Here is a 14,001-nt window from a genome sequence, read left to right as displayed (position 1 = left end):
GGTCGGTGATCAGGTGAGGTCGAGCAGGCGGTAGGCCAGCCAGACCACGCCCAGCCCGGTGCCGATCATGAACATGGTGCCGCTCACGGCCCAGAACTCGGTCATGAACGTGTCGAAACCCGGCTCGGCGCCGACCCGCAGGCCGCCGACGAGCACGCCGCCGACCGCGTACCCGAGCAGCGGCGCGCCCGCGCCCAGGAAGCGGTCGCGGGCCTCCCAGCTCTCGCTCAGCAGCACGACCGCCGTGCCGGCCGCCCACACCACCAGGGGGACCGGGAAGATCGCCAGCGACGGCAGCCCGAACGGCACCAGCAGCGCGGCCGCCACCAGGATCACCAGGGCGCCGATCTCGCGCGGGTGCTCCTTGACCACGGTCCGCGCATCCCTGCCGCCGGTGGTCATGGGGTTGGCGGTGGACATCGCGACCCTGCGCAGCCCCGCGAACGGCAGCCCCAGACCGGTCGAACGGCTCCCCCGCTGCTGCCCGGCCCTGTGGGGGGCGTGCAGGGTGTCATCGCGGATGGCGGGAAACCGCCGCGTCCCGCCCGGCCCGAGGCCGGTGCCGGGGGCGCCGGTGGCAGCAGGGCCGCTGGCCAAGCCAGTGTCGGTGGCGGGGCCCGAGCCGGGACCGGGGCCAGTGGCGGTTTCGGTGGTGGCGAGGCGGTGGGCCTCGCGTTCGACGAGCGCCGCCGGGTCGCCGAACCGGTCCAGCACCTTCGCCACCGCGCGCGGGTTCTCGCTGCCGCCCACCTCGGCCTCGATCCGGGCGCGCAGCCGCCTGGCGAAGTCCAGCCGCTGCTCGGAGCGCAACACGCCGTGGGCCGCGTCGGCGGCCCTGGAGACGTAGTTCAGCACGAGCTGATCGGCACGCTCTCTCACGTCTAGCCATGCTGCCCCAATCAGGGGGGACATACCATGGCAACGATGGAGTTCACGGAGTGGATCAGGGGACGCACCGACGACCAGTTGCGGGCGCTCGTCTCGTCGCGTCCCGAGCTGATCACTCCGGTGCCCGCGCACCTGGAGGGTCTGGCGTCCCGCGCGGCCAGCCCGTCGGCGATCGGCAGGGCGCTCGACCGGCTCGACCGGTTCACGCTGGCCGTCGTCGAGACGCTGGCGGTCCAGGACGGCCCGACGCCGAAGGAGCGCCTGAGCGCCCTCATCGCCGCGGCCCTGCCCCCGTCCGCGCGCAGCGACCCTCCGGCCGCCGAGCCGGCGTTGTCGGCGGCGCTCGACCGGCTGCGCGACCTCGCCCTCGTCTACGGCCCCGACGACGCCCTCGACCTCGGCCCCGGCGTACGCAAGGTGCTGGAGGACCCGGCCGGCCTGGGCCCGCGCGCGGTGGAGGCGTTCCGGCACCACCCGCCCGAGCAGCTCGACGAGATGGCCGACGACATCGTCCCCGGCACCGCGGGCACCGGCAAGGAACGCCTGGCCGCGGCGCTCGCCGACCCCGCCGCGCTGGTCGCGTCCGTGTCGGCTGAGGCGCGGGCCGCGCTCGACCAGCTCGCCTGGGGCCCGCCGACCGGCCGGGTGCCCAACGCCCGGCGCGAGGTGCGCGTCGCGACCGCCCGTTCCCCCATCGAGGAGCTGCTGGCCCGCGGCCTGCTCGCGGCGACCGGCGAGGAGAGCGTGACGCTGCCCCGCGAGGTGGGCCTGCATCTGCGCGGCGGCCGGGTGCACCGCGGCCTGCCCGCGGAGCCGCCGCCGCTGGAGGGCCCCGAGCGCGATCGGGAGCTGGCCGACCGTACGGCGGCCGGGCAGGCGTTCATGTTCGTCCGCGCGGCCGAGGAGCTGTGCGAGCGGTGGAGCATCGAGCCGCCGGGCGTGCTGCGCACGGGCGGCCTCGGCGTACGCGACCTGAAGCGCACGGCGGCCGACCTGGACCTGCCGGAGTGGGTGACGGCGCTGGTCGTCGAGGTGGCGCACGCGGCCGGGCTGATCGCGGCCGGCGGCGGCGTGGACGGCGAGTGGCTGCCGACCCCCGCCTACGACCTGTGGCGGGTCAGGGGCACCGCCGACCGCTGGGTGACGCTGGCCACGAGCTGGCTGCACATGGACCGTGTCCCGGGCCTGGTGGGCGAACGGGACGAGCGCGACCGCCCGCTCAACGCCCTGCACGCCGACCTGCGCCGCGCGGCCGCGCCCGGGGTGCGGGCGGCGACGCTGAGCGTGCTGGCGGCGGCGCCGGGCCGCGCGCCGTCCCGCGACGCGGTGCTGGAACGTCTGGCGTGGGAGCAGCCGCGCCGCCGGGGGCCGCTGCGCGAGCAGCTGACCGAGTTCGCCCTGCGCGAGGCCGAGCAGATCGGCGTGACCGGCCTGGGCGCGCTGTCCGGGCACGGGCGGGCGCTGCTGGAGGGCGGCGACACCGGGGCGGCGGCGGCCGCGCTGGCGCCGCTGCTGCCCGAGCCGGTCGATCACGTGCTGCTGCAGGCCGACCTGACCGCGGTCGCGCCGGGCCCGCTGACCAGCGAGCTCAACCGGTGGATGACGCTGACCGCCGACGTCGAGTCGAAGGGCGGGGCGACCGTCTACCGCTTCAGCGAGCAGTCGATCCGGCGGGCGCTCGACGCGGGCCACGGCGGCGAGGAGCTGCTGGCGATGCTGGCCCGCCACTCGGCCACGCCGATGCCGCAGGCGCTGTCCTACCTGGTGGGCGACGTGGCGCGGCGGCACGGGCGGATCCGGGTGGGCACGGCGAGCGCGTACGTCCGCTGCGACGACCCGGCGCTGCTCGACCAGATCACCGCCGACCGGCGCTCGGCCGCGCTGCGGCTGCGCAGGCTCGCCCCGACGGTCATCGCCTCCCGTTCCTCGCGCGCGGCGCTGGTCGACTCGCTGCGGGCCATGGGCTACTCCCCGGTCGCCGAGTCGCTCGACGGCGACGTGATCATCTCGCAGCTCGACAGCAGGCGCACCGAGGCGGCGCCGCCGGTGCGCGCGGTGGCCCCGGCGAACGGCATCGACCCCCATGTGGCGGCGGCGGCCGTACGGGCGCTGCGCGCGGGCGACGCGGCGCATCTCGCCCGGCGCGAGCCCGCGGACGCCCCCGACGGCCAGATCCCGCGCGGCCCCGCGACGGCCACGATCTCAGCCCTCCAGGACGCCATCAAGCAGGGCGTACGGGTGTGGATCGGCTATCTCGACTCGCAGGGCAACGCGACCTCGCGCATCCTTGAGCCGGCGAGGATGGAGGGCGGCTACCTGACCGCGTACGACGAGACCAGGGCCGCCGTCCACCGCTTCGCGCTGCACCGCATCACCGGGGTGGCGGGGGTCTAGCCGCCCGGCGTCATCCGCCTGGCCACGGCAACGGCCGGTCCGTCGCTGAGCCTTAGGCGTCCTGCGTCATCCGCCTGGCCACCGCCGCGGCCGGTCCGTCGCCGTCGGCCAGCCGCCGCAGGGCCCGCTCACAGTCGGCCGGGTAGCGCAGCGCCAGGTCGCCGCCCAGGGCCACGGCGGCCGTCGTGGCGCGGGCGGGGTCGGCCGCCCACTCCAGCGCCAGCCGGAGCGCCTCGGGGGCGAGGGTGTCGCCGGCGCACATGGACGACAGCGCCTCCGCCGCCGCCAGCCGCTCCCCCGCCGTGCCCGCCGCCCACACCTCCAGGAACTCGGCCCTCGCCTCCTTGAGCGCGTACGCGGCCAGCGCCGCCACACCCTCGGCGGCCCGCGTGCGCACCTCGGGATCCTCATCGGTCAGCAACCTGACCCAGGCGCGCAGCGGCTGCCAGAGCCAGAACCCGTACCGGGCGGCCAGTTCGGCCAGCACCGGCCCGCGGTGCTCCGGCGTCGGGAAGTCTGCCTGACCGACGGCGCGGCTGATGAGCGGGTGCGGCTGGGGAGGCTCGGGCGGGCCGCTCTCGTGCGCCTGCCAGATCGGGTCGAGCCGGGCGAGCCGCGCCTCGAAGGCATCCTCGGGCAGCGGCCCGGTGAACGCCAGCGCCGCCGCGGCCAGCACCTCCCGCATGGCCGGCTTGGTGTCGAACCAGGCGGCGACCTCCTCGGCCGCCCGCGCCGCGCCCGCCCGCGCCCCGTCCGGCGCGAGCCCGGCGGCCAGCCGGACGACGTGGGCGGGCGTGGGCAGCTCGGCCGCCCGGTGCCGGGCCTTGACGAGCGTGTCGGGCGCCAGGCCGGCGCGCAGGTCGTACGTGCTGAGGCACAGGTCGAACAGCTCCCGTGGGTCGGGCGCGGCCCAGGGCTGCTCGACCTCCACGGCCCGCGAGGGCGCGCCGTCGCGGGTGATGACGAGGTAGGAGCCGAGCTCGGCCAGCTCGCGCGCCAGGACGGACAGCGCGGCCGGGTCGGTGCCGACGGCGATCCAGTCGTGCAGCAGGTACGCCCGCCCCGGCGCGTACTCGGTCCCGCCGATCAGCTCGGCGACCGTGCTGGCCGGCGACAGGACGGTGATCGTGCTCTCGGCCAGCGACATGCGCGACAGCAGGGCGAGCCCGCCCAGCCGTTTGCCGATCTCCTCCTCGCCCACGAGCACGAGCAGATGGCGGGCGGAGAGCCTGCGGACGGCCTCGGGGAAGCAGGGCGGCTCCAGGTAGGAGCGCAGCAGGGCGTCGGCCTCCCGCCGGGCGAGCTCCCCGGGGATGGGCCGGACGTCCGGCGGCGGGCGGCGCCGCGTGAACGTCAAGTGATCAAGGTCGAGCTCGCCTGGTTGAGGCGTGTCGGTCACGAAGTCACCTCGGAGCTGGACACGAAACTTGTCTCCACTAATTACCGTGCGAGCACGACTTTCTCCGTGCCGCACGAGCCGGTCGCGCTGCGTCACCGTACCGGCCTGACCAGGTGTTCCCCACCTGGGACGCCAACCCGCATCCCAGATCTCCCACATTTACACGATCTAGGCCACCGTGAAAACTCAAATGGCCCGAGTAGGAGATATCACTTTATTTACCGATAATGAAGACATTCTCCACAGTGATCAGTCAAGGGGGCCGGCAGGTCTTGACGTCACGCTCCCCCACGCAGCAGGTTGGGCATGTGACCGAGCAGACGCTGGGCCGGCTGGCCGAGGAGTCCTGGGGCCGTTTCGCCGACCACGACGCCATGTACTACGAAGGGGTCTGGCACCGCAGTCACGAGCTCGCCGAGCGCGCGCGCCGGATGTGCGGCGGCTTCGTCGCGGCGGGCGTACGGCCCGGCGACCGGGTGGCCGTCATGATGGCCAACTCGCCCGAGGTCCCGGTGCTCTACCAGGCGCTGTGGGCGGCCGGCGCGGTGGTGACCCCCGTGGTGTTCCTGGTGGGCGCGGAGGAGCTGCGGCACATCCTGCTCGACAGCGGCGCCGTGGCGATCGTCACCTCCCCCGAGCTGGAGGCGACCGTACGGGCCACGGGCGTGGACATCCCGGTCCATGTGGACACCGCCGAGCTCGAACGGGCACCCGGGCGCGGCCCCGTCGCCCGGGACCCCGGGGACCTGGCCGCCCTCATGTACACGGGCGGCACCACCGGCCGCGCCAAGGGCGTCATGCTGAGCCACCGCGGCCTCTGGCAGGTGGGCAAGGCCGTCTGGGACATGTCCCACCAGGAGGGCAAGAACCGCGTCATCGTGCCGGTGCCGTTGTCGCACTCGTACGGGCTGATCGTCACGATCGCCTGGATGCACGCGACCGAGCCGCAGCACGCGGTGCTCATGCGCTGGTTCGACCCCGGGCAGTTCCTCAAGCTGGCCGGCGGCCAGCGCGTCCACTACGGCACCGTCGTGCCCGCCATGCTCCAGATGCTGCTCGCCGAGCCGCTGGAGTCGTACGCGCTGCCCGAGCTGTCCCACCTCACCTGCGGCGCCGCCCCGCTGGGCCGGAGCCTGCTGGAGGAGTTCGAGCGCCGGCTGCCCGGCGTGCAGATCCTGGAGGGCTACGGCCTGACCGAGACCTGCGCGGTCACCACCTTCAACCCGCCGGGCCGGCGCAGGATCGGCAGCGTCGGCCTGCCGCTGCCCGGCTACTCGATCGTCGTGCGCGACGGCGACGGCGAGGCGGTGGAGGCCGGGGAGGTCGGCGAGATCTGCGTCGCGGGCGAGTCGCTGATGCTCGGCTACTGGGGCGAGCACGAGCCCGACCCCGAGGGCACCACGCTGGTCGACGGCGAGCTGCGCACCGGCGACATCGGCTGCGTGGACGACGACGGCTACCTCCACGTCGTGGACAGGAAGAAGGACCTCATCATCCGCGGCGGCTTCAACATCTTCCCCCGCGACGTCGAGTACGCCCTCGACCAGCACCCCGACGTGGCCCGCTCCTGCGTGGTGGGCCGGCCCGACGCCCGCCACGGCGAGGAGGTCGTGGCGTTCGTGCAGCTCGAACCCGGCGCGACCGCGAGCGCCGAGGAGCTCGTCGAGTGGGCCCGCGACCGCGTCGGCCGGGTGAAGTACCCGCGCGAGATCCGCTTCGTCGACGACATCCCGGTCACGAGCGTGCTCAAGCTCGACCGCAAGGCCGTGCGCGCCCGCCTCTAGTCCGGCACGCTGATCACGCGGCCGGGCCCGTCCGGTTCCGTGATAAGTGTTGACGTGTCTGGAGGTGACGATGACCCAACAGGACCCGCCGGGTTACCCTTACCAGCCCTACGGCGCCCCTTACGGCGAGCAGTCCCCGCCGGGCTACGGCTACGGCTACGGCTACGGCTATCCGCCGCCGCCGCGCAACGAGGGGCCCAGCGCCAACGCCATCGTCTCCCTCGTGCTCAACCTCCTCGCCCTCGTCTCCTGCTGCAACGTCCTCGGCCTGCCCGGGGCGATCCTCGCCGGGCTGGCGCTCGGCAGGGCGAGCTCCGACCCCCGCGCGGCACGTAGCATGGTGATGTGGAGCTGGGTCCTGTTCGGGCTCGGCTTCGTCCTCATGATCGGCCTTTTCCTCTTCCTCGGCCTCAACGGCTATCTCGACGATTGATGACCCGTTCCGGGACTTTCCCTGCCGTCGGCTGTGTTGGATAAGGGTCAACCGTAGGAAGGGATGTCCGTGAACGACGGCCCGCTCATCGTCCAGTCGGACAAGACTCTGCTGCTCGAGGTCGACCACGACAAGGCCGACGAGTGCCGCAAGGCCATCGCGCCGTTCGCCGAGCTCGAACGCGCCCCCGAGCACGTCCACACCTACCGCGTCACCCCGCTGGCGCTGTGGAACGCCCGTGCCGCCGGCCACGACGCCGAGCAGGTCATCGACGCGCTCATCAGCCACAGCCGCTACCCGGTGCCGCACGCGCTGCTCGTCGACATCGCCGAGACCATGGCCCGCTACGGCCGCCTGCGCCTGGAGAAGGACCCGGTGCACGGCCTGGTGCTCACCTCCAGCGACCGCGCGGTGCTGGAGGAGGTGCTGCGCTCCAAGAAGATCGCGCCGATGCTGGGCGACCGGCTCGGCGCCGACTCGGTCGTCGTGCACCCGAGCGACCGGGGCAACGTCAAGCAGGCCCTGCTCAAGCTGGGCTGGCCGGCGGAAGACCTGGCCGGCTACGTCGACGGCGAGGCCCACCCGATCAAGCTGGCCCAGGAGGGCTGGTCGCTGCGCCCCTACCAGCAGGAGGCGGCCGACGCCTTCTGGCACGGCGGCTCCGGCGTGGTCGTGCTGCCCTGCGGCGCCGGCAAGACCATCGTGGGCGCTGCCGCCATGGCCCACGCCCAGGCCACCACGCTCATCCTGGTCACCAACACCGTCTCCGCCCACCAGTGGAAGACCGAGCTGCTCAAGCGCACGTCGCTGACCGAGGACGAGATCGGCGAGTACAGCGGCAACAAGAAGGAGATCCGCCCGGTCACCATCGCCACCTACCAGGTGATGACCACCAGGCGGAAGGGCGTCTACAGCCACCTGGAGCTGTTCGACGCGCGCGACTGGGGGCTCATCGTCTACGACGAGGTGCACCTGCTGCCCGCGCCGATCTTCCGGATGACCGCCGACCTCCAGGCCCGCAGGCGCGTGGGGCTCACGGCCACGCTGGTGCGCGAGGACGGGCGCGAGGGCGACGTGTTCTCGCTCATCGGCCCCAAGCGCTACGACGCGCCCTGGAAGGAGATGGAGAACCAGGGCTGGATCGCCCCGGCCGACTGCGTCGAGGTGCGGGTCACGCTCACCGACGAGGAACGGCTGGCGTACGCGATGGCCGAGTCGGAGGAGCGCTACCGCTTCTGCGCGACCACGCCGTCCAAGACGCGGGTCACCGAGGCGCTGGTGCGCCGGCACGCGGGCGAGCAGGTGCTGGTCATCGGCCAGTACATCGACCAGCTCGACGAGCTCGGCGAGCACCTCGGCGCGCCGGTGATCAAGGGCGAGACCCGGGTCAAGGAGCGCGAGCGGCTCTACCAGGCGTTCCGCGACAAGGAGATCCAGGTCCTCGTGGTGTCGAAGGTCGCCAACTTCTCCATCGACCTGCCGGAGGCGTCCGTCGCCATCCAGGTGTCGGGGACGTTCGGCTCGCGCCAGGAGGAGGCCCAGCGGCTCGGCCGGGTGCTGCGGCCCAAGGCGGGCGGCGGGGGCGCGCGGTTCTACACCGTGGTCAGCCGCGACACCGTCGACCAGGAGTTCGCGGCGCACCGGCAGCGCTTCCTGGCCGAGCAGGGATACGCCTACCAGATCATCGACGCCGACGACGTGCACGACGGCGTCTGAGGGTGGCTCTCAGCGGGTGAAGGCCCGGCCGCTCGCGCGTGAGCGGCCGAGCGCTCGACGTGGTGTCACGTCCACGAGACTCCGCGGGCCGTCGACAATCGAACCACCCCCCTCACCTGCGTACTATCACGCCGCCTGCGACATACCCCCATGATCCGGCAAACCCACCTGATATGCCCGATTTTTTCGGTATTCCCAGGTTGTCCTCAGCTCAGGGTCGGCGGGCCAGCAGCCCGCCGACGAAGAGCACGCCCTCGGCCAGCACCCACGCCAGCACCGCCGCTCCCATGAGCCGCCCGAACACCCGCAGGTCGCCGCGCGAGACCGGCAGCAGCCAGGCCGCCGCCGTGCAGCACGCGGCCAGCGTCGCGAACAGGCCCGACACCGTGGAGACCGTACCGAGCCGCCGCGGACAGTCCTCGTCGCCCCCGGCGCAGAACGCCTCCAGGCCCCAGCCCGCGAACACCGACAACCCCCAGAGCGCCGCGAGCAGGAAACTCGCGATCGTGGGGATGATCGGCGACACCCGCACCCGCGCCATCCCCCCGTTTTACCCGCGCCCCCGGACCGCCAACCGCCGCCGGCAAGGGCACGCCCGCCCCCCGGTAAATGCTGTGGAAGCGCTCGCCGCGCCCAGCTAAACTGACCGATTCGCTGCCTTACCACCTCCGACGACCACCTCCGATCCCGACAAGGAGGCACTTTCGCATGCCCGCACACCAACTCGCCCCCGACATACCCGCCGACGTCCTCGCCGCCGAGCAGCGGCACCTGGCCGAGTCCAGGGCCGCGCTGACGGCGATGCGCACCCACGCCCAGTCACTCTCCGCCGACGCGGCCGGCGACTGGGTGTCGCAGCAGATCCTCCAGTCCCTCCTCGACCAGCGCGTCGCCGCCCTGGCCGACCACCCGGACACCCCGCTGTTCTTCGGCCGGCTCGACCGCGAGTCCGGCGACGACCTGCCCGGCACGATCTACGTCGGCCGCCGGCACGTCCACGACGCCCGCAGCAAGCCGCTCGTCATCGACTGGCGGGCCCCGGTCTCGCGGGCCTTCTACCAGGCGAGCCCGGCCGAGCCGATGGGCGTCGTACGCCGCCGCCGCTTCGGCTACCACGGCGGCACGCTGACCGCGTACGAGGACGAGCCCCTGGGCGAGGGGAACGTCGAGCTCGGCCCGTCGAAGATCCTCACCGAGGAGATCGAACGCCCGCGCACCGGCCCCATGCGCGACATCGTCGCCACCATCCAGCCCGACCAGGACGAGATCGTCCGCTCGGGGCTCGCCCAGACCGTCTGCGTCCAGGGCGCCCCCGGCACCGGGAAGACCGCGGTGGGCCTGCACCGGGCCGCCTACCTGCTGTTCACCCACCGCGAGCGGCTGGCCAGGTCCGGCGTGATGATCGTCGGCCCCAACCGCGCGTTCCTGTCCTACATCTCCTCGGTCCTGCCCGCGCTGGGCGAGGTCAAGGTGGACCAGACGACCGTGGCGGGCCTGCTCGGCGAGCACGCCGCCCCAGAGGACCCGCTGGTGGCCGCGGTCAAGGGCGACGCCCGGATGGCCGCGGTGCTCGAACGCGCGCTCTGGCTGCACATCGTGAAGCCGGAGGAGGGCCTGGTGTTCACCAAGGGCGCCTACCGCTACCGGGTGGCCGACTACGAGGTGCGCGAGATCGTCGCCTCCCTGCGCGGCACCACCCGCTACCTGCCAGGGCGAGCGGCGCTCGCGCAACGGCTGGCCCACCTGGTGCTGGTGCGGATGGAGCAGCGCGGCGAGTCGCCCGACGACCGGGTGCAGGACGCCGTGGCCCGCTCCAAGCCGGTCAAGCAGCTCGTGGACGCGGTCTGGCCGAAGCTGACGCCCGAGCAGGTGCTCTTCCGGCTGCTCGCCGAGCCGGAGTTCCTCGCCAGGGCCGCCAAGTCCGACCTGTCGCCCGACGAGCAGAGCCTGCTCCTCTGGCCGAAGCCGTACCGCAGCCACAAGTCCGCCAAGTGGTCGGCGGCGGACGCCGCGCTCCTCGACGAGCTGCGCGACCTCATGGAGCGCACCCCCTCACTCGGCCACCTGGTCGTGGACGAGGCCCAGGACCTGTCGGAGATGCAGCTGCGCGCGCTCGGCCGACGCTGCCGCAACGGCTCGGCCACCGTGCTCGGCGACCTCGCCCAGGGCACCACGCCCTGGTCCACCAGCTCGTGGGAGAGCGTGCTCCGGCACCTCGGCCAGGCCGAGGGCGAGGTGACCGAGCTGACGCTCGGCTTCCGCGTGCCGCGCGAGGTGCTCGACTTCGCCGCCCGGCTGCTGCCGTCCATCGCCCCCGGACTGGCCGCGCCGCGGTCCCTGCGCCCCGGCGCGGGCTCGCTGAGCATCCGCCCGGGCGGCTCGGTGGCGGAGGCCGCCGACGCGGCCCTCGCCCAGGAGGGCTCGATCGGCGTCATCGTCCCGGACGCGCTGGTCGGCGAGGTCGCGCGGGCGCTGTCCGGCCGTCCGCACTCCGTGCTCGACCCCGACGCCCCGGAGGGCGAGCACCGCCTGCTCGTCGTCCCCGCCACGCTCGCCAAGGGTCTGGAGTACGACCACGTGATCGTGGTCGAGCCCGCCGACATCGTGGCCGCCGAGCCCCGCGGCCTGGCCCGGCTGTACGTCGTCCTGACCCGTGCGGTCACCTCGCTCACGGTCCTGCACGACAAGCCCCTGCCGCCGCAGCTCGCCATGTGACCGCGCCCCGCGCGGGAACCGGCGACGCCATGACCGGCGACCGGCCCGGCCGCTTCTAGGATGGCGATCAGGAACGCTGCCTACCTAGGAGGATGCCGTGCCAGCACCGCTGCCCCATGAACACCTGCCGTCGGTTCCCGCGCTCGTGGTCGAGAGCGACGACATCCAGGACGGCGAGCGGCTCAGCGACCTGCACGTCTTCAACGACTGGGGCATGACGGGCCAGAACGTCTCGCCCCAGCTCCGCTGGTCCGGCGCGCCCGAAGGGACCCGGAGCTACGCCGTCACCTGCTACGACCCCGACGCCCCCACGGGCAGCGGGTTCTGGCACTGGGTGCTGTTCGACCTGCCGGCCTCGGTGACCGAGCTGCCCGCGGGCGCGGGCAGCGCCCCCGACTTCAAGGGGCTGCCCGAGGGTGCCGCCCACGCCCGCAACGACTACGGCGCCAAGGCCTTCGGCGGCGCGGCCCCGCCGCCCGGCGCCCCGCACCGCTACGTCTTCACCGTCCACGCCCTGGGCGTCGACAAGCTGGGCGTGGACGGCGACGCCAGCCCGGCGGTGGTGGGCTTCAACATCACGGCCAACACCCTGGCCCGCGGCCACATCGTCCCGGTCTACGGCGTCTGACCGCGGCCGACGAACCCGCCGTCAGCGCATACGCCCGTCGACGAACCCGCTGTCAACGCACAAGAGCGGCCCGGAAGATCCGGGCCGCTCTTGTTCTTCGGCTTCGCGAGCGAACAGACCTAGAAGTCCATGTCGCCGCCGCCCGGCATGGCCGGGGCGGCGGGGGTCTTCTCGGGCTTCTCGGCGATGACAGCCTCGGTGGTGAGGAAGAGCGCCGCGATGGAGGCGGCGTTCTGCAGCGCGGAGCGCGTCACCTTGGCCGGGTCGATGATGCCCGACTCGAACATGTTGACGTACTCGCCGCTGGCGGCGTTGAGGCCCTCGCCCGGAGTGAGGTTGCGGACCTTCTCCACCACGACGCCGCCCTCGAGACCGGCGTTGACCGCGATCTGCTTGAGCGGCTCCTCCAGAGCCTTCTTGACGATCGAGGCACCGGTGGCCTCGTCGCCGGCCAGCTCCAGCTTGTCGAACGCCTTGGCGCCGGCCTGCAGCAGCGCCACGCCACCGCCGGGGACGATGCCCTCCTCGACGGCCGCCTTCGCGTTGCGCACGGCGTCCTCGATGCGGTGCTTGCGCTCCTTGAGCTCGACCTCGGTGGCCGCGCCGGCCTTGATGACGGCCACGCCGCCGGCCAGCTTGGCGAGACGCTCCTGGAGCTTCTCGCGGTCGTAGTCGGAGTCGGTGCGCTCGATCTCGGCGCGGATCTCGTTGACCCGGCCGGAGATCTGCTCGGCGTCGCCGGCGCCGTCGACGATCGTGGTCTCGTCCTTGGTGACGACGACCTTGCGCGCGCGGCCCAGCAGGTCGAGGGTGGCGTTCTCGAGCTTGAGACCGACCTCCTCGGCGATGACCTGGCCACCGGTGAGGATGGCGATGTCGTTGAGCATGGCCTTGCGGCGGTCGCCGAAGCCCGGGGCCTTGACGGCCACGGAGCGGAACAGGCCGCGGATCTTGTTGACGACCAGGGTGGCCAGGGCCTCGCCCTCGACGTCCTCAGCGATGATCAGCAGCGGCTTGCCGGACTGCACGACCTTGTCGAGCAGGGGCAGCAGGTCCTTGTTGGCGGAGACCTTGCTGTTGACGATCAGGATGTAGGGGTCCTCGAGGACGGCCTCCATGCGGTCGGAGTCGGTGACGAAGTACATCGACACCATGCCCTTGTCGAACCGCATGCCCTCGGTGAGCTCCAGCTCCAGGCCGAAGGTGTTGCTCTCCTCGACGGTGATGACGCCTTCCTTGCCGACCTTGTCCATCGCCTCGGCGATGAGCGAGCCGATCTCGGGGTCGGCGGCGGAGATGGAGGCGGTGGAGGCGATCTGCTCCTTGGTCTCCACGTCCTTGGCCAGCTTGGAGAGCTCCTCGCTGACGCGCTCGACGGCGGCCTCGATGCCCTTCTTCAGGGCCATCGGGTTGGCGCCGGCGGCGACGTTGCGCAGGCCCTCACGAACCAGCGCCTGGGCGAGCACGGTGGCGGTGGTGGTGCCGTCGCCCGCGACGTCGTCCGTCTTCTTGGCGACTTCCTTGACCAGCTCGGCGCCGATCTTCTCCCAAGGGTCCTCGAGCTCGATCTCCTTGGCGATGGACACACCGTCGTTGGTGATCGTGGGGGCGCCCCACTTCTTCTCCAGCACGACGTTGCGGCCCTTGGGGCCCAAGGTCACCTTGACGGCGTCAGCGAGCTGGTTCATACCGCGCTCGAGACCGCGCCGGGCGTCCTCGTCAAACGCGATCATCTTGGCTGCCATAAGGCTAGACCTCCCAGATGCAGGGTGGCTTGTCCTGGACCGAGCCGACGCCCGCGACGGCCAGGGACTGCATCTCCGTTCGGCAGACCCCATCGTCTCGATCCCGAGTTATTGGCACTCTGCCACACAGAGTGCCAACGAACTGTTTAGCACTCTACCCTGCCGAGTGCAAGCGAACGACCTTCTGGAGGGGTCTCCGCGCAGGTCAGCCGATCCGCATAGGGACGGCGGGCCGCTCACCGTGTGGCCCGCCGCCGATCGACGACTACGAGGGTGGCGGGCTCGTACGGACTGCGCTG

At 72.7% G+C, this 14,001-nt stretch carries 10 protein-coding genes; 6 read left to right on the top strand and 4 right to left on the bottom strand.

The annotated features are described in order from the left end of the window. Positions 1-9: 9 nt before the first annotated feature. Complete coding sequence (locus AC27IY_RS20760; protein WP_487178898.1) at positions 10-879, bottom strand: hypothetical protein; 870 nt, start codon at positions 877-879, stop codon at positions 10-12. 45 nt (positions 880-924) lie between these two features. Here AC27IY_RS20760 and AC27IY_RS20755 point away from each other — a divergent pair, with 45 nt between their 5' ends. Beyond that, positions 925-3,282, top strand: coding sequence for a helicase-associated domain-containing protein (locus AC27IY_RS20755; RefSeq protein ID WP_487178897.1), 2,358 nt, complete (start codon positions 925-927; stop codon positions 3,280-3,282). Between the two features lie 52 nt (positions 3,283-3,334). Here the strand turns inward: AC27IY_RS20755 and AC27IY_RS20750 are convergent, their stop codons facing one another. Beyond that, positions 3,335-4,639, bottom strand: coding sequence for a hypothetical protein (locus AC27IY_RS20750; protein ID WP_487178896.1), 1,305 nt, complete (start codon positions 4,637-4,639; stop codon positions 3,335-3,337). Between the two features lie 350 nt (positions 4,640-4,989). On the opposite strand from AC27IY_RS20750, the gene AC27IY_RS20745 reads away from it, so the two are divergent. The 3 genes from AC27IY_RS20745 (at position 4,990) to AC27IY_RS20735 (ending at position 8,614) form a co-directional block, all read left to right on the top strand. Continuing rightward, a complete protein-coding gene (locus AC27IY_RS20745; protein WP_487178895.1) occupies positions 4,990-6,465 on the top strand; it encodes a class I adenylate-forming enzyme family protein in 1,476 nt (491 codons plus the stop codon). Positions 6,466-6,535: 70 nt separating this feature from the next. Further along, positions 6,536-6,898 carry a hypothetical protein gene (locus tag AC27IY_RS20740; RefSeq protein WP_487178894.1) on the top strand — a complete coding sequence of 121 codons (363 nt, stop codon included), beginning with the start codon at positions 6,536-6,538 and terminating at the stop codon, positions 6,896-6,898. A gap of 63 nt (positions 6,899-6,961) precedes the next feature. Beyond that, entirely contained in the window at positions 6,962-8,614 is a 1,653-nt protein-coding gene (locus AC27IY_RS20735; protein ID WP_344211625.1) for a DNA repair helicase XPB, read from the top strand. Positions 8,615-8,825: 211 nt separating this feature from the next. On the opposite strand, the gene AC27IY_RS20730 is transcribed toward AC27IY_RS20735, so the two are convergent. Beyond that, on the bottom strand, positions 8,826-9,155 hold the full coding sequence (locus AC27IY_RS20730) for a hypothetical protein (protein ID WP_344211627.1): 330 nt from the start codon (positions 9,153-9,155) through the stop codon (positions 8,826-8,828). A gap of 167 nt (positions 9,156-9,322) precedes the next feature. On the opposite strand from AC27IY_RS20730, the gene AC27IY_RS20725 reads away from it, so the two are divergent. Next, positions 9,323-11,329 (top strand): HelD family protein, encoded by a 2,007-nt coding sequence (locus AC27IY_RS20725; protein WP_487178893.1) that lies wholly within the window; start codon positions 9,323-9,325, stop codon positions 11,327-11,329. Positions 11,330-11,426: 97 nt separating this feature from the next. Beyond that, the gene (locus tag AC27IY_RS20720) at positions 11,427-11,957 is read left to right on the top strand and encodes a YbhB/YbcL family Raf kinase inhibitor-like protein (RefSeq protein WP_329589271.1); all 531 of its coding nucleotides are present in this window, start codon (positions 11,427-11,429) and stop codon (positions 11,955-11,957) included. 119 nt (positions 11,958-12,076) lie between these two features. Here AC27IY_RS20720 and groL read toward each other — a convergent pair whose 3' ends face one another. Beyond that, the gene (groL, locus tag AC27IY_RS20715; RefSeq protein WP_487178892.1) at positions 12,077-13,702 is read right to left on the bottom strand and encodes a chaperonin GroEL; all 1,626 of its coding nucleotides are present in this window, start codon (positions 13,700-13,702) and stop codon (positions 12,077-12,079) included. Positions 13,703-14,001 lie beyond the last annotated feature (299 nt).

The organism is Nonomuraea sp. B208 (assembly GCF_057536035.1).
This window is presented reverse-complemented; position numbering and strand designations above follow the sequence as displayed.